Here is a 15,016-nt window from a genome sequence, read left to right as displayed (position 1 = left end):
AATTACCTGTCCGGTTTTTGCCACAGCGCGAGATCAATCTGCTTACAAGGACAACAAGATGAAACAGCGTATCGGTCTGCTCGCTCTGGGCATCCTGGCGGCCACTCAGGCCATGGCTGATGGCCAAGCCGACTCCAAAGGCTTCGTCGAAGACAGCAGCCTCAACGTCAATCTGCGTAACGTCTACATCAACCGCGATTACAAAGGTGGTCCTCAAGACCGCGCTGAATGGGGCCAGGGCTTCATCGCCAATTACTCGTCCGGTTACACCCAGGGCACCGTGGGCGTCGGCGTTGACGCATTCGGCCTGTACGCCGTTCGTCTGGACGGCGGTCGCGGCAAAAGCGGCGCCGGCGGCATCGACTTCTTCAAGCAAGACAGCAACGGCAAAGCCGCTGACGACCTGTCCCGCTTCGGCGGCGCGGTCAAATTCCGCATCTCCAACACCGAGCTGAAATACGGCGACATGATGCCGGAGCTGCCGGTGCTGAGTTACGACAACTCGCGTCTGCTGCCAGAAACCTACACCGGCACCATGATCACCTCGAAAGAGATCAAGGACCTGACGCTGGTTGCAGGCCGCTTCACTGCTCAGACCCGCAAGAGCGCCGAAGGCCGCGACAGTGGTGATCTGAAAAGCATTAACGTCTACGGCGGCGCTTACAAATTCTCCGATGCGTTCAGCGCGGCCTATTACGCCTCCGATGACGAAGACACGCTGAAGAAGCAGTACGTCAACCTGAACTACGTCCTCGCGCTGCCGACCGACCAGTCGCTGACGTTCGACTTCAACGGCTACAAGACCAAGCTGGATCGTGACGTGGCGGTCGATGACGCCCGTGACAACAAAATCTGGAGCTTGGCGGCAACGTGGGCAGTGGGCATCCACTCTTTCACCATCGCGCACCAGCGCAGCACCGGCGAAACCGGCTACAACTACGGCGGCTATCGCAACAACGGCGGCTTCAGTGACGGCGGCAACTCCATCTACCTGACCAACTCCTACTGGTCGGACTTCAACGCCAAGGACGAGCGTTCGTGGCAGTTGGGCTACGGCGTTAACCTGTCGACCCTCGTGACTCCAGGCCTGAGCTACAAAGTGGCTTACGTGCGCGGCGACAACATCGACGATGGCACCAACCGTGGCGATGGCGAAGAGCACGAACTGTTCAGCCAGATGACCTACGTGGTCCAGAGCGGCCCGGCCAAAGACCTGTCCCTGCGCCTGCGCAACTCCTGGCTGCGGGTGTCGGACAACGCTTCCAACTACAACGTTGGCGGTAACGAAACCCGCATCTTCATCACCTACCCGATCAACGTTTTCTAATGTTGAACGGCGATTGAGCTGAAGCTGCAAAAGAGCGCCCCGGTCGAGAGATCGGGGCGTTTTTGTTCAAGCGCTCGCCTGGATACGCTAATCGCTGGTCATCTTCGACCCCACGTCGCTAACATTGCCCACACCCGATCTTTTGTTGGTCGCTCTCATGGCCCTTGCCGCACCTCGCGATCTCACCAACACCACCGTTCCGGTTCAGCGTGTTTCGCGCACGTACCCGCGTGGGCTTTACATCGAACCGCATGAGCATGACTGGGGGCAGGTGCTCTACGCGATGTCGGGGGTGATGTGGGTCGAAACACCCAACGAGGCATTGGTGGTGCCGCCACAGCGGGCGGTCTGGTTGCCGCCGGGGGTGTCTCATGGCATTCGCGTGGTGTCGGATCTGGAGATGCGCAACATCTACCTGCGCCCAGCGTTGTCCGAGACGCTGGAGCCGACCGTTCAGGTATTCGAAGTGGCGCGGCTGTTGCGCGAGCTGATCGTCAATCTGGTGGCCGAACAGGACAAGGATTCCGAATATTACAGCGCGTTGGTCGGTCTGGCGTTACTGGAGCTTCGACGGGCAAAGCGCTCGTTGCTGAAGGTGCCGATGCCTGACGACAGCGACCGTCGGCTGATGAATATTTGTCAGGCGGTGATGATCGAACCCTCCATTGGCATCTCGTTCGAGCAACATGCCGAAAACGCCGGGGCCAGCGTACGCACGCTGTCCCGGTTGTTTCAGGGCACGCTGGGCATGGGTTTCGCCGAATGGCGCAGGCAGGTGCAATTGGCGACGGCGGTGGCGGAGATCATTCAGGGCGTGCCGGTCAGCACCATTGCGCGCTCGATGGGGTATTCCCCCAGCAGTTTCAGCGACATGTTCCGCCGTGAGCTGGGGATGCCGCCATCGCAGTATCCGTTGGGCGAAATGGCGTAATCGCCAGACATCTTGTAGGCGCGAGCTTGCTCGCGATGGCGGTGTGTCAGGCATGAATGAATCGATTGATTCACCGCTATCGCGAGCAAGCTCACTCCTACAGGTCAGCCATCGCACTCAGTCTGTCCGGAATTCAGAAGCACTTGGCCGGTAGGCATTTCCACCTTTCCCTAAACTCTGGTCCATCGCCAACGCTGTCGTGCTTCACGACACACGGTCCCGGAGTTCGTCATGAGCTACATCATTTCACTCGCCATTGGTATCGCCGTCGGCTTGCTGTACGGCGCACTCGACTTTCGCTCACCCGCGCCGCCCTTGGTGGCATTGGTCGGGCTGCTCGGCATGCAGGCGGGGGAAAAGCTGTGGCCCATGGGCCGCCAGCTGTTCGCCAACCTGATGTCCTGAATAGAACGAATTCTGTATTCCCACTCTGGATTTGAACGCCATGAAAGCACTGCAATTTTCCCGAACCGGCGACCTGGCCGCACTGGAAGTCGTCGAACTGCCCACTCCCGTTCCTGCAGCGGATGAGGTTCTCGTACAGATCAAAGCGGCAGGGCTGAACCCAAGCGACGTGAAAAACGTCTTGGGCCGTTTCCCTTATACGACGCTGCCACGGGTGCCCGGTCGCGACTTCGCAGGCGTCGTCGTCGAGGGCCCAAGTGAGTTGATCGGTGAGGAAGTCTGGGGCACAGGCAACCAGATCGGTTTCTCGCGTAATGGCTCCCACGCGGGTTACATCACGTTGTCAGCCAAAGGCGTGGCGCTCAAACCCAAGTCCTTGAGTTTCGTGCAGGCCGCGAGTCTGGGTGTGCCGTACACCACCGCATGGGATGCGTTGGAGCGAAGTCTGGTAAAAGCCGACACCCGCCTGCTGGTGATCGGTGCCAATGGTGCGGTCGGCAGCGCTGCCATCGCGTTGGCTAAGGTCCGCGGGGCCCAAGTGCTGGCTGCCGTGCGCCGTCCGGAACAGGTCAAAGCCCTTCAGGACCAAGGCTACAACGCCATCTTGCTGGGCAAGCCTGAAGAACTATCGGCCCAAGTGAACGCAGTCTTCCAGGGCGGCGCGGACGTGATCTTCGACACCACCGGTTTCTGGCTGCCCGCTTCGGTACAGGCGCTGGCGCAGTTCGGCCGCATCGCAATCATCGCCGCCCCGGTGGACGGCCACGTCCAGCTGCCAGCGCTGGCGCTGTACCGAAAAGGTGGCTCGGTGGTGGGCGTCAATTCGCTGCTGTACGGCGTCGAAGCCTGTGCGCGGATGCTGGAGCAGTTCGGCAAACTGTTTGACGACGGCACCTTGCCACTGCCAACCGACTTGATCGAGACGCCAATTGAAGAAGGGCTCGCGGGTTACGCAGAAGTGAATGAGGGCAGTGCGGACAAGATTATCCTGTTGCCTTAAATGGGCGGATGGCCGATGGGGCAAAGGCGTCGTCTGCGCACTTCGGTGCAGATGGCGCCATTCGGGTATCAATCGCGGAGACGTTGCAGAGCATCCTCATAGGCGGCCTCTCGCTCTCGCTTGCCGATGGCCACAACGAACACCACGACCTCATGGTCGATGACTTGGTAAATCAAACGATACCCTGTGTTCTGCAGCTTGATTTTGTAGCAGTCCGGCAGGTTTCGTAGCCGATTGGCCTCTGTTCTGGGATTTTCCAGTACCTCGGCCAGCTTTTTTTTGAGCTGGCTTCTGATCGTATCCCCGAGTTTTTTCCATTCCTTCAATGCACGTCGATCAAACTCAAGGCTATAGGTCATCCAGAGAAACCTTCACGCGCTGAGGATTCGCGAGGCGTTTTCTAACCTCCGCAAGCAGCGCTTCGTCCTCGTCATTCATGAGTACGGGTTTAAATGGCAGCCTGCCGTTATCTGCGACGTATTGAAGCGTCTGCCTGAGAAGATCCGAAGGCGATACGCCCAGTTTTTCAAGTTCGGCGAATGAGCGAGATTTCAGTCCATCGTCGATACGGATGTTGATTGAGGCCATGAAATATAACCTGTAATGACGTTTGGCGTTACGTTACGCGCTGAACTTCTGGTTCACAACCTCAAGCTGCTCGACGGCAGGCCAAATCGCGTCACCAAACCGGCAACCCTTTCACATACCCCGCCTCAATCCTCGCCGACGTGCCATTGGCTTCCAGCGTATCGAGGGCCGTCCGCAGGCGTTCGACCATCTGCGGGTCGCAATCCTTGGAGCAGGCCAGGTAGAGGTTTGCGGTCATCAGCACTCGGCTCATCACCAGTGGGCGGTCGCTGATTTGCTTCCAGATGTAGCGGGTTTCAGGCACGCCGTTGAACCACGCATCCACACGTCCTTTGAGCAGCATTTGAGCCGGGTTTTCACCGATCTTCAACGGGTAGATTTGCGAGGCGGGGAAGCCTTCTTCGCGTAGACGGGTTTCCTGCGCTGTGCCGATTCCCACGGCGATGAGCTTGAAGGCTTTCTTCGCTTCGTCGAAGGTATCGACCCGCTGGTCGAGGCTGAAAAACGTACGGTCCATGGTCATCACCGGGGCGATCCAGGTGAAGAGGCCTTCTCGGCTTTGCGTGCGCGTGAGCGGGGCGATCAGCATGTCTTTGCCACTGCTGACTTCCCGTTGTGCACGGGGCCAGGGTGGAGAGACAAAATTGCCCGAGTACCCTGTCATCGCCATGGCCTGTACCACAATGTCGCCCACGATACCGTGCGCTTCTGCCTGATTGAGCATGGTCAACGGTGGCGCTTCGGGAACGTAAAGGTCAACGGCGGAGGTGGCGAATGCCGTGGGTAGGCCTGCCAATAGCGCGCTCATGGCGAACGGGGTAAAGCGGGAAATCCATTTCATGGCAGCAGCGCTCAAGGTAAATACAGGGCCTGTCAGGGCAGGCCTCTTGCCTGGCTCACAAGTCGGTCGTGTCGCCGCTCATGATTTTGCTGGAAAGGTACAACATTCAGGCCGCAGGAACCTCACGCGTTCACGTCTTGTTGTGCTCGTTGGTGTAACGGCCGCTCAGCTCCCAGCCGCACTCGAGCAGCATGTCGATCCAGTCCTCGTAGGAATCGTCGACGTCCAGCAGGTTCATGAACTGATCTTCGATGTGACAGCGGAAGGTCTGTTCTTCAACATTCCACTCAACGTCCCGGATACGCCAGGCGCGTTGATCGGGCAGCTGAATGTTCAGGCCATGGAAGGGCACGAACGGCAACTCGACCTCATACAGAAGCTTCGACCATTCAGAAGAAATTTCGGGGGTCTGATGGGTCCAGACGTATTTGATCAATCGAACATTGTGCACGGTTGGGCCTTCTCTCGTGTTTCGGGTGACGGCTCGCTGTCGCTGTGGGCGAAGGCGCGGGCCAGTCGGAATGCCTATACGTTACTAGATGGGCGCGTGATCGGGGAGGGGGCGCGTGAGATCGCTGCCGCAGAGGCTCGGGTGTGCGAGGCTTGTTGGTCAGCGTTGACGACGAATGGTGGGGGCGACGAGGGTTTTGAGTCAGTTTCGGGAGACCGTCTGGCAGAATCAGGGGCTGCAGGACAATGATTCGACATCCCTCAGCCCAATCGTGCTATCACAGAGACAGTCTCATCTCCTCTACGGCGCTATCCAGCTTTTCGCGTAACGGATCGATCAAGCACCAGATCTGATCCGCATCGAACTTTTCGGTGTGAGCCGCCTCAAGCAGGCGAGTCGTCAGCTCCAGCGCCATATTAACGTTCGCGACCTGCTGCATCGCCGCGCTGACGGCGCCCACATGGCTCTTTACATCTTTCAACTCAGTCAACCATTCCAGTACGCGGGCCGCAGGTATTGGGGCCTTACCCTGGACGCTATTTTCAAGCAAAAGCTCAAGTGAGCAGAGGCGTGCTTCGATATTCATGGGCGACGCTCTCTGAGTGTGGAGGGAAGTGTGGCATTTGTCTGAAGCGGGCAGTTGTTGCTCGCCAAATTTCATGATCTACAAAAAAGGCCCTACAGATAATTTCAAATCCTAAGTATGTCTTAGTACGCGGTCAACCTGATTCTAAGAATCTCTTAGCCTTTTAGCGGCTAATAAATGAGCATTTTTAGCAAACGATTGAAGGAAGCCCGAACGGCTGCCGGGCTGTCCCAGGAGCGTTTGGGCATTGAATCAGGGATCGATCCCGCCTCCGCCAGTGCGCGGATGAATCAATACGAAAACAATAAACACACGCCCAATTCATTGACCATCATTCAAATCGCCGCCGCTCTGGATGTTCCGCCCGCCTATTTTTATAGCGTTGATGATGAAGAGGCCAGAATGCTGCTCCTCTTTTATCGCCTCGATTCGCCCGGAAAAAAACAGATTCTGACATTGGCCGTCGAATTACACGGACAAACCAAATTCCCGAACATCTGAAATATTCAATCAGTTTGCAGATGTTTAGAAGACGATATTGATCCACATCCCCCATCTGTTGTCTTTCGAATTCCTGTTCTGGTGCGCTGATAGCCAGCCGTCGTTTTACGTATATGCTGAGCAGGCCCCGTGGCCGAGACCTGCTCATGCTTCACAAAAATCTCATTCGTCGCCTTGATCTGATCACCCTCAAGCTGTTCGTTGCCGTGCATGAAGAAGGCACGCTGACCCGTGCAGCGGCGCGCGAGGCCATTGCTGTATCGGCCGCCAGCAAGCGATTGATGGAGCTTGAAGAGGTCTTGGGCATTGGGCTGTTCGTGCGCAACGCCAAAGGCATGGTGCTGACCGCCGCAGGTGAAACCCTGTTGCACCACGCGCGACGCATGCTGTTCGACCTCGAAAAAATGGGTCTTGAACTCGACGAGCACCTGCAAGGCATGCGCGGCTATGTACGCATGCTGGCTAACCTTTCGGCGATCATTCAGTTTCTTCCGGAAGACCTGCACGACTTCACCATCAGCCATGAGTTGGTCAAGGTCGATCTGGAAGAGCGGCCCAGCACCGGCGTGGTTCAAGGCTTGATAGACGGCGTTGCCGACATCGGCATCTGTTCAGAAGACACCGATGTGCAGGGCCTCTACAGCGTGCCGTACAGGCGCGACGAGTTGGTCGTGGTCATGCGCTCCGACCACGCGCTGGCTCAACGGGATCACGTCGCTTTCGAAGACACACTGGGCAGTGATCACATCGGCCTGCACGCCGCCAGCTCCATCAACATGCGCACCCATACGGCAGCGCGCTCTCATGGCAAACCTCTACGCGTGCGTATTCATGTTCCGGGCTTCGACGCCATGTGCCGAATGGTGCAGGCGAACATGGGGATCGGCGTCCTGCCGCGTAAGGCATTTGATTTACTGGGCACACCATTAGGCCTGACAGCCGTAGGCTTGAGCGATGCGTGGGCCAAGCGCACGTTGATTCTGGTGGTGCGCGACAAGGCCGCCTTGTCCCCGGTCAGCCTCTTGCTGTTCGATCACCTTCAGCAGCACCGTCGCTAGCGTTCGCGTTTCGCGAACGATGCTTGCCAACATACGGTTGGATTTGCCAAACCCCGGTCCTCTAGTCTTGGTTACAAATTCCAAGAAACACTGAGGTATCCGCTATGACAGGCCCCCTGAACGGTGTGCGCGTAATTGAAATCGGCACACTGATCGCAGCGCCCTTCGCCGCACGCTTGATGGGCGAGTTCGGCGCTGAGGTGATCAAGATCGAATCCATGGGACAGGGTGACCCGCTTCGTAAATGGCGAAAGCTGCACGAGGGCACCTCGCTGTGGTGGTATCTCCAGTCTCGGAACAAAAAATCCTTGTCGCTGAACCTCAAATCCCCCGAAGGCATCGAGATCGTCAAGCGTCTGGCCGAAAGCGCCGACGTGTTGATCGAAAACTTGCGCCCCGGCGCGCTGGAAAAACTCGGTCTTGGCTGGGATGTCCTACACGCCTTGAACCCCAAGCTGACGCTGGTGCGTATCTCGGGCTACGGCCAATCCGGTCCTTATCGTGATCGTCCGGGCTTTGGTGCCATCGGCGAGGCCATGGGCGGCATTCGTTACACCACCGGCACCCCCGGTTCGCCTCCGGCGCGAGTGGGCGTCAGCCTCGGTGATTCACTGGCTTCGATGCACGCTGTGATGGGCGCGCTGATGTCGTTGCTGCGCGTGAAAACCGGGCAAGGCGATGGCCAGATCGTCGATGTCTCGCTGGTCGAAAGCGTGTTCAACCTCATGGAAAGCCTGGTGCCGGAATACGACATGCTTGGCCATGTTCGTGAGCGCACTGGCGGTGCACTGCCCGGCATCGCACCCTCCAACACCTATCCGACCGCTGATGGCGCATTTGTCGTCATCGCCGGCAACAGCGATCCGATTTTCAAGCGCTTGATGCACACCATTGGCCGTCCTGATCTGGCCGAAGCCCCTGAGCTTGCGCAGAACGATGGTCGCGCCGCGCAAAGCGAGATGCTCGATGCGGTGATCAGCGCCTGGTCGTCCAGCTTGCCTATCGACGACGTTCTTGAGGCGCTTGAACAGGCGGAAGTGCCCGCCGGCCGGATCTATAACGTCGCTGACATTGTGGCCGACCCTCACTATCAGGCGCGCGAGATGATCCTCGACGCGCAACTGCCCGGCGGCGCCCACGTGAAAATGCCCGGCATCGTGCCCAAACTCTCCGAAACACCGGGTTCGGTGAACTGGCAAGGGCCTGCCTTGGGTCAACACACTGACAGCGTTCTGAGCGATCTGGGCCTGACCGCTGCCGATATCGCACAACTCAAAACAGAGGGGGTGGTGCAATGATCACCGACTTTTCCGAGCGTTTGATCGTCCAGGAAGTATCGCCGCGCGATGGTTTGCAAATCGAGCCCACTTGGGTCGAAACACCCGACAAAATCGAGCTCATTGATCAGCTTTCTCTGGCCGGTTTCAGCCGCATCGAGGCCGGCTCTTTTGTTTCGCCCAAGGCCATTCCCGCGCTGCGGGATGGCGACGAGGTGTTTCGTGGAATCTTGCGCCACCCGGGCGTGATTTACGTGGCGCTGATCCCCAACCTCAAGGGCGCGCAGCGTGCGATAGACGCAGGTGCCAACGAGCTGAATCTGGTGATGTCCGCCAGCCAGACCCACAACCTGGCGAACATGCGCATGCGCTGCGAGCAGTCGCTCAGTGCGTTTGGCGACGTCGTTTCCTTCGCCGCTGGCCATCCCGTGAGTCTCAACGGTTCTATCGCCACGACGTTCGGTTGTCCATTCGAGGGCAAGATCGACGAAGACCGCGTGCTGCAGATCGTCGATGCCTACCTGGAACTGGGCATGCAGGGCATTTCGCTGGCGGACACGACCGGCATGGCCAACCCGCGTCAGGTGCATCGGCTGGTGCAACGCGTGCTGACGCGCATACCGGCGTCGGCGCTGACCCTGCACTTCCATAACACCCGTGGGCTGGGGCTCAGCAATGTCCTCGCGGCCTACGAGGCAGGCGCTCGCCGTTTTGATGCGTCGTTGGGTGGCTTGGGCGGTTGCCCGTTCGCGCCTGGCGCATCAGGAAATATCTGCACTGAAGACCTTGTGAACATGTGCGAAGAAATGGGGATCGAGACCGGTGTCGACCTGCCGCATCTCCTGAAACTCTCGCGCGGCCTGCCTGCGCTGCTCGGGCATGAAATGCCGGGGCAAGTTGCCAAGGCAGGGCGTAACTGTGATTTGCATCCCGCGCCTGAAAATTTGCCGGGCTGATTTATCGCGAGACATCTGTAGCCAAACGCTTTACCGAATACGAACGAATACGCCTCGCCGCGCATTCGTCCAGACAACAAAAACAATAGGGCTCCCTTTGGGAAGTCCAACTGGAGTGACCGCAATGACTATCTCCGTTCTAAACCCCAATAGCAGCGTCGTGGACGTTGTGAACGCCGAAAAAGCGTTGATCCGCAAAGTCGCGTGGCGGCTGATGCCGTTGATCATGGTCTGCTACCTGTTCGCGTTCTTTGACCGCATCAACATCAGCTTCGCCAAGTTTCAGCTGCAAACCGACCTGAGCCTGAGCGACACCGCGTACGGCCTCGGCGCGAGCCTGTTCGTCATCGGTTACGTGCTGTTCGAGGTGCCGAGCAACATCATGCTCTACAAGGTTGGCGCCCGCCGCTGGATTGCCCGGATCATGATTTCCTGGGGCATCGCGACCGCGCTGATGGTGTTCGTCAACGCTGAATGGCAGTTCTACGTGCTGCGCTTCATCATCGGCGCCATGGAAGCCGGTTTCGCACCCGGCGTACTGTTTTATCTGACGCTGTGGTTCCCACAGACCTACCGTGGGCGCATCACATCGATCCTGTTTCTCGCCTCGGCCTTCGCCGGTCTGCTCGGTGCGCCGATCTCCGGTCTGGTATTGGGTCACATGGACGGGGTCATGCAGATGCGCGGCTGGCACTGGCTGTTCCTGCTCGGCGGACTGCCTTGCATTGCACTTGGTATCGCTGTGCTCAAGATCCTCAAGGACCGCGTTTCAGACGCCCATTGGCTGACCGACGCCGAAAAAACCTATCTTTCCAGCCGCATCGCCCAGCATGAGCCCAACAAACATGGCTCGTTGCTGACCGCCCTGAAAATGCCGGGTTTCCTGATGCTCGGTCTGATCTACTTCCTGATCCAAGTGGCATCCTACGGCCTCAATTTCTGGGCGCCTCAGCTGATTCGCAGCGCAGGTGTCGAAAGCCCCGTCGTGATCGGCCTGCTCACTGCCATTCCTTATATTTGTGGCGCGATCAGCATGGTCGTGATCGGTCGCCTGTCAGACGCCAGCGGCGAACGTCGCAAATTTGTCTGCGGTCTGGTCGTGTTGGGTGCCATCGGCTTCTTCAGCGCAGGGATTTTCGCTCAGCACACCAGCATGCTGATCCTCTCCCTGGCCATGCTCGGTGGCGGCATCGTTGCCTCCATCCCGGCATTCTGGACCCTGCCACCGAAACTGCTGGCCGGTGCAGGCGCAGGCGCGGCAGGCGGCATCGCGCTGATCAACACCCTCGGCCAGTTCGGCGGCATCGTCAGCCCGATCATGGTCGGCAGCATCAAGGACATGACAGGCAGCACCACGCCAGCGCTGTACGTGATCGGCGTCACCAGCGTGATTGCGGCAGGTTTGTTGTTGTGGGGGTTGCCCGAGAAGTTGCGGACGTTGGATAAGAATCACGACTGACACCTGAAAGCTGCGCCTGACTTCAGGCGCAGCTTTTTGTGCAGGTATAAGGCCGCATCGTGTCGTTCGGGCGTTATCCCTGAGTCGCCTTGTTCAACACGGCTTTATGCAACGCGATGTTCTGCTCCGCCGAGCCGTCATAGGACGAAATCCCGACCTCCTCGGCCAACTTCTTCCGATTTTCCTTGCTGCTGTCGAGCCCCAATGCCTTGAGCAAGTCAACGATAGACGACTCGGGGTTCAGCTTCTCGGCGCCCTTGGAATTGGCATTTTTCAACTCTTCAAGCTTGGCCTTGAGCTGTTCGGGTGTGGGGGTTCCGGAGGAGGGCGGCGCGCTCCCCGCCGTGGGCGCGGTCGGCGCATCTGGCGATGCCTGCGTGCTGGCGTTAGCCGTCCCAAACCCGAGTTTTTCTAGAATGCTGCTGATAATGCTCATGATAAGTCCCTTTTTTCAGTGATCGAACTGTTCGAGAAACGGCCGACAGGCAGTTGCCCGTCCGTAGAGAATCGCCATCCCCGTCGTTGCGGCGACTGACATGTCTTCACAAAAGCCTGTGCGCACCAACACACCTGCGAAAATCGCACCTGCGCCAGCGAATTCAGGCTATGGAGCGAATACATTCCCCGAGACGGTCAAAACGGCTTCCATTGCTGGAAATGGGATCGTCACTGCCATGTGCGTGGGTGCAGTCCATAAAACGTGTGGCAGATCAGTCAGGTTGCAGCATAGCCGCTAATTACTGGAGTGGCGGGGGGAGGGTTCGGTTCCAGAGCGTTCTGGGTTGAGGTTGATATCGGACGAGTGGCGAAGGCGCGACCCGTCTTCGCTGCTTGTCGAGATGGGCGGGAGATGGCGCGTTAGTACGCGTCTAGACTGATGGTTATTTCGGTGGAGAGAGTGGGTCGTTGTAAGCGGCTCACTTCGGCATGTATTTAGACTGCCAGCTTCGTGGAATCGCTGCCGATGCGATGCCGACCCCCAAAGTGATAACGCCGCTGATGACCATGGCCTTGAAAGAAAGTGTGTGCGCCATTGTGCCGCCTGCAATTGCACCAACAAGCATGCCGCTCCAGGGTACAAGCTGCACACGCCATCCGATCCGCTGTTGCCCTAAGATCGCACGGCCCAGACCTCGTCCAAACCGTGATAATGCCCCGGTGACGTAAGTTAGCCCTATGGGCAAACCATTCACTTCCTCGACGACCGCGTTAATCATCCCCATGGCAAATACCGCCAAAATAGGCGCTATCGTGTTTTCCCCAAGAAATCCGCCAACGCAGAGCAGCAGTCCAATGCAAAAAAGTAGGGGCCACGACCGGCGGCCACTGTAGGTTGCAGCTATCACCCCTAAGGCATTTCCTACGACGAACGTTGCTACGAGCAGGGCGATGTGGAGGGCCAAGACAAAGTTGCTCGTGCTTAGCGACGCCGCAAGGCGTGTCGTATTGCCGCTCATGAATGAGACAAAGTCGCCAGTGACCATAAAACTGATCGAGTCCGTCATACCGGCGATGAACGAAAGACTGGCAACGAAACAGAGACCTATCCGTCCACGAAACCGGAACATTTGCCTGGCTTTGGCACCAGAATATTTAGGCTCTGGAAGCACTGCGACCTCGACGATGTACAGACCCGAGACAATCCGTCTCGCATTTGATTGGCAGGCAGGGTGCAGCATCCCGTTCCAATTCTCACGGCACGATGCTAAGGCGCATTCCCGCCTATCTTCTATCACGTAACCCTTTATAGGAAGCAGCCATGCTAAATCTTGGCCGGGTGATCTGACTTGGTACGTTAGTTATTACGCGCGAGACAAAAACAAAAGGCCCGCATTTCTGCGAGCCTTTGTTTTGTATGGTGCCGGCACCAGGAGTCGAACCCGGGACCTACTGATTACAAGTCAGTTGCTCTACCAACTGAGCTATACCGGCGTTGTGGGCGCTGATTATAGGGATTTGATCGGGCGAGTAAAGCCCTAATTCAAGTTTTTTTACGCAGCTTATGACCTGTCGCGATTACTGTTATTCACAAGCGGTCCATCGAGCTCGTGGCGAAAGGCCGTTTTGTGGAACTCTTCTCATTCGTTCGCAAGCTACTGTTTTTTCAAAAATTTAACACGTGATCAAAAAATGACCAATCGTGTAAATCGTTTGAGAATCAGGTTTTCTGTGTGTTCGTGGGATTTTCGTCAACAGAGTTATCCACAGGGCATCGTGCCTTCAGCGGGTCATATCCGTTCCGCGAGGATGAGCAGGTTGCGAGGTGTGATGTGTGATGGGCAAAACGTACCGATCCGCACTTCGTAACTGCGTTGTTGCAGGTAGAGGGCGCGGTCGAGGATGAGCCAGAGTTCGAGAGGGCGGCGGAAGAGGTTGCGGAGCAGTTCGAGGTTGCGGACTTCGGCCAATCGTTGCCAGCCGGTTGCTTCAAGGGCGGGCCAGTCTCGGTTGCCAGGCTCGGGCAGTTGTTTGAGCGCGGCGAGGTCGCGGCAGTAGTCGTTGAAGGGTTTGTCGAGCCAGGCGCTGGGGAGTGAGGGAGTTGGCAGGTAGTCGTCGATGCCGCGCAGTTGGCGTTGCAGCAGGTCGAATGCCAGCCTGCGGGCCATGGAGGTGTCGCGCTGGCGACGGACGCGGGCGCCTGCGGTGACGGTTTCGCTGAGGGGCAGGCCGAGGTCGTCAAGTGACAAGCTGAGGGTTGATGCCTGACCTTCGTTTGACAGGGCTTGGTAGTGCTCGCTGGCGATGCGGTTGTAGCAGCAGGGGGCGATGGCTATCTGTTGGCACTCGGCGTCGCTGGCCAGTTGCATGAGGCGCACGTGGAGGTCGCCGCAGGCATGCAGGGCGACGGGGGTGTGGTGGGCTGCGAGTTGGTGGGCCGCCGTTTCGGCCATGACGTCTTGATGCAGATGCGCCGCCTGAACGCCGAGCTTATGGCTGAGTTGCCGGCCTGCTTCAACCAGCGTGGCATCGTATTCGAGGCAGGTCAGGGCTTGGCCATCGTGGGCGAGTCGTCTGCCGAGGTGGCCTTTGCCGGAGCACCAGTCGAGCCAGTGCGTAGGCGCCTCCCGAAAGCTCAGACTGCTGGTGAAGGCTTCGATCTGTTGCCATTTGCGACCGGGCACGTCGACGTTCATGCGTGAGGAGATGGCGTTGAGTGCGTGGGTCGGCAGGGCGTCGATTTCGCTAAGCGCTTTGGATTCTCTGGCGAGCTGCGCGAAGGGCTCTGGCGCGTCGAGGGTTTCGGGATGGTTGTGGGCCGCTTCGGCCTCTTCCAGCGAGCGCTGGCGCAGCCATGTAGATAACGCCGGGTGTTGGGCTTCCCATGGCAAATGGCGATGGGTGAAGGGTTTTGGCCGCCACAGGTGTTGATGCGCGAGCAGGAAGGCGTCGAGCGCGAGGAAGCGGGATTTGAGGTCGGTAGCGGAAAAAGGCATGGTCGGAAAGCGCGGTGCTGGGCGTGGGAAAAGCTTACGGGGTATTTGGGGAGCGAGGTAGCTGATGGTTGGCGCTCACTCCCGTGGGAGCGAATTCATTCGCGAATCGCCGGTACATCCGATAGGGATGTACCGGATGCACCCTCGCATCGCGAATAAATTCGCTCCTACAGTTTTGGGCGGTGTGAACCAGAAACGTTGT

Annotated in this window: 17 protein-coding genes and 1 tRNA gene; 9 read left to right on the top strand and 9 right to left on the bottom strand. The window is 58.1% G+C overall.

Translation table 11 applies throughout. The features are described 5' to 3' along the window. Positions 1-58 precede the first annotated feature (58 nt). The 4 genes from AAEO81_RS29420 to AAEO81_RS29405 all read left to right on the top strand — a co-directional run bounded on the left by AAEO81_RS29420 (position 59) and on the right by AAEO81_RS29405 (position 3,663). The gene (locus AAEO81_RS29420) at positions 59-1,327 is read left to right on the top strand and encodes an OprD family porin (RefSeq protein WP_341960664.1); all 1,269 of its coding nucleotides are present in this window, start codon (positions 59-61) and stop codon (positions 1,325-1,327) included. A gap of 157 nt (positions 1,328-1,484) precedes the next feature. Further along, complete coding sequence (locus AAEO81_RS29415) at positions 1,485-2,258, top strand: helix-turn-helix transcriptional regulator (RefSeq protein WP_341960662.1); 774 nt, start codon at positions 1,485-1,487, stop codon at positions 2,256-2,258. A gap of 231 nt (positions 2,259-2,489) precedes the next feature. Further along, positions 2,490-2,663 carry a DUF1427 family protein gene (locus AAEO81_RS29410; RefSeq protein ID WP_166594195.1) on the top strand — a complete coding sequence of 58 codons (174 nt, stop codon included), beginning with the start codon at positions 2,490-2,492 and terminating at the stop codon, positions 2,661-2,663. A gap of 40 nt (positions 2,664-2,703) precedes the next feature. Beyond that, positions 2,704-3,663 carry a zinc-binding alcohol dehydrogenase family protein gene (locus AAEO81_RS29405; protein ID WP_341960660.1) on the top strand — a complete coding sequence of 320 codons (960 nt, stop codon included), beginning with the start codon at positions 2,704-2,706 and terminating at the stop codon, positions 3,661-3,663. A 68-nt stretch (positions 3,664-3,731) separates the two neighbouring features. On the opposite strand, the gene AAEO81_RS29400 is transcribed toward AAEO81_RS29405, so the two are convergent. The 5 genes from AAEO81_RS29400 to AAEO81_RS29380 form a co-directional block, all read right to left on the bottom strand. Beyond that, positions 3,732-4,022: a type II toxin-antitoxin system RelE/ParE family toxin gene (locus AAEO81_RS29400; protein ID WP_341960659.1), complete on the bottom strand. Its 291-nt coding sequence runs from the start codon at positions 4,020-4,022 to the stop codon at positions 3,732-3,734. Beyond that, complete coding sequence (locus AAEO81_RS29395; protein ID WP_341960657.1) at positions 4,012-4,251, bottom strand: type II toxin-antitoxin system RelB/DinJ family antitoxin; 240 nt, start codon at positions 4,249-4,251, stop codon at positions 4,012-4,014. Before AAEO81_RS29395 ends, AAEO81_RS29400 begins: the two co-directional genes overlap by 11 nt. A 91-nt stretch (positions 4,252-4,342) precedes the next feature. After that, on the bottom strand, positions 4,343-5,092 hold the full coding sequence (locus AAEO81_RS29390) for a transporter substrate-binding domain-containing protein (protein WP_341960655.1): 750 nt from the start codon (positions 5,090-5,092) through the stop codon (positions 4,343-4,345). 130 nt (positions 5,093-5,222) lie between these two features. Beyond that, positions 5,223-5,543, bottom strand: coding sequence for a hypothetical protein (locus AAEO81_RS29385; RefSeq protein ID WP_074757986.1), 321 nt, complete (start codon positions 5,541-5,543; stop codon positions 5,223-5,225). Between the two features lie 277 nt (positions 5,544-5,820). Continuing rightward, entirely contained in the window at positions 5,821-6,129 is a 309-nt protein-coding gene (locus AAEO81_RS29380) for a hypothetical protein (protein WP_341960653.1), read from the bottom strand. Positions 6,130-6,306: 177 nt separating this feature from the next. Here AAEO81_RS29380 and AAEO81_RS29375 point away from each other — a divergent pair, with 177 nt between their 5' ends. From AAEO81_RS29375 to AAEO81_RS29355, 5 genes are all read left to right on the top strand, one after another. Next, positions 6,307-6,630: a helix-turn-helix transcriptional regulator gene (locus AAEO81_RS29375; RefSeq protein ID WP_341960652.1), complete on the top strand. Its 324-nt coding sequence runs from the start codon at positions 6,307-6,309 to the stop codon at positions 6,628-6,630. A gap of 146 nt (positions 6,631-6,776) precedes the next feature. After that, positions 6,777-7,688 (top strand): LysR family transcriptional regulator, encoded by a 912-nt coding sequence (locus AAEO81_RS29370; RefSeq protein WP_341960651.1) that lies wholly within the window; start codon positions 6,777-6,779, stop codon positions 7,686-7,688. Between the two features lie 104 nt (positions 7,689-7,792). Continuing rightward, on the top strand, positions 7,793-8,986 hold the full coding sequence (locus tag AAEO81_RS29365; RefSeq protein WP_341960650.1) for a CaiB/BaiF CoA-transferase family protein: 1,194 nt from the start codon (positions 7,793-7,795) through the stop codon (positions 8,984-8,986). Then, positions 8,983-9,921, top strand: a complete 939-nt coding sequence (locus tag AAEO81_RS29360; protein ID WP_341960648.1) for a hydroxymethylglutaryl-CoA lyase — start codon at positions 8,983-8,985, stop codon at positions 9,919-9,921. The genes AAEO81_RS29365 and AAEO81_RS29360 overlap by 4 nt, the downstream gene beginning before the upstream one ends. A gap of 124 nt (positions 9,922-10,045) precedes the next feature. After that, positions 10,046-11,380, top strand: coding sequence for an MFS transporter (locus AAEO81_RS29355; protein ID WP_341960647.1), 1,335 nt, complete (start codon positions 10,046-10,048; stop codon positions 11,378-11,380). A 73-nt stretch (positions 11,381-11,453) separates the two neighbouring features. Here AAEO81_RS29355 and AAEO81_RS29350 read toward each other — a convergent pair whose 3' ends face one another. From AAEO81_RS29350 to AAEO81_RS29335, 4 genes are all read right to left on the bottom strand, one after another. Beyond that, a complete protein-coding gene (locus AAEO81_RS29350; RefSeq protein WP_341960646.1) occupies positions 11,454-11,816 on the bottom strand; it encodes a DUF3597 family protein in 363 nt (120 codons plus the stop codon). A gap of 481 nt (positions 11,817-12,297) precedes the next feature. After that, complete coding sequence (locus AAEO81_RS29345) at positions 12,298-12,948, bottom strand: YoaK family protein (RefSeq protein WP_341964650.1); 651 nt, start codon at positions 12,946-12,948, stop codon at positions 12,298-12,300. Between the two features lie 288 nt (positions 12,949-13,236). Beyond that, positions 13,237-13,312: transfer RNA gene (locus AAEO81_RS29340), tRNA-Thr, on the bottom strand. 296 nt (positions 13,313-13,608) lie between these two features. Continuing rightward, positions 13,609-14,814 carry a methyltransferase gene (locus tag AAEO81_RS29335; protein ID WP_341960645.1) on the bottom strand — a complete coding sequence of 402 codons (1,206 nt, stop codon included), beginning with the start codon at positions 14,812-14,814 and terminating at the stop codon, positions 13,609-13,611. Positions 14,815-15,016: the final 202 nt, after the last annotated feature.

Origin of the sequence: Pseudomonas sp. RC10 (assembly GCF_038397775.1) — a bacterium.
Taxonomy (GTDB): domain Bacteria; phylum Pseudomonadota; class Gammaproteobacteria; order Pseudomonadales; family Pseudomonadaceae; genus Aquipseudomonas; species Aquipseudomonas bambusae.
The sequence above is the reverse complement of the archived record's forward strand: the minus strand, read 5'-3'. Positions and strand labels throughout refer to the sequence as shown.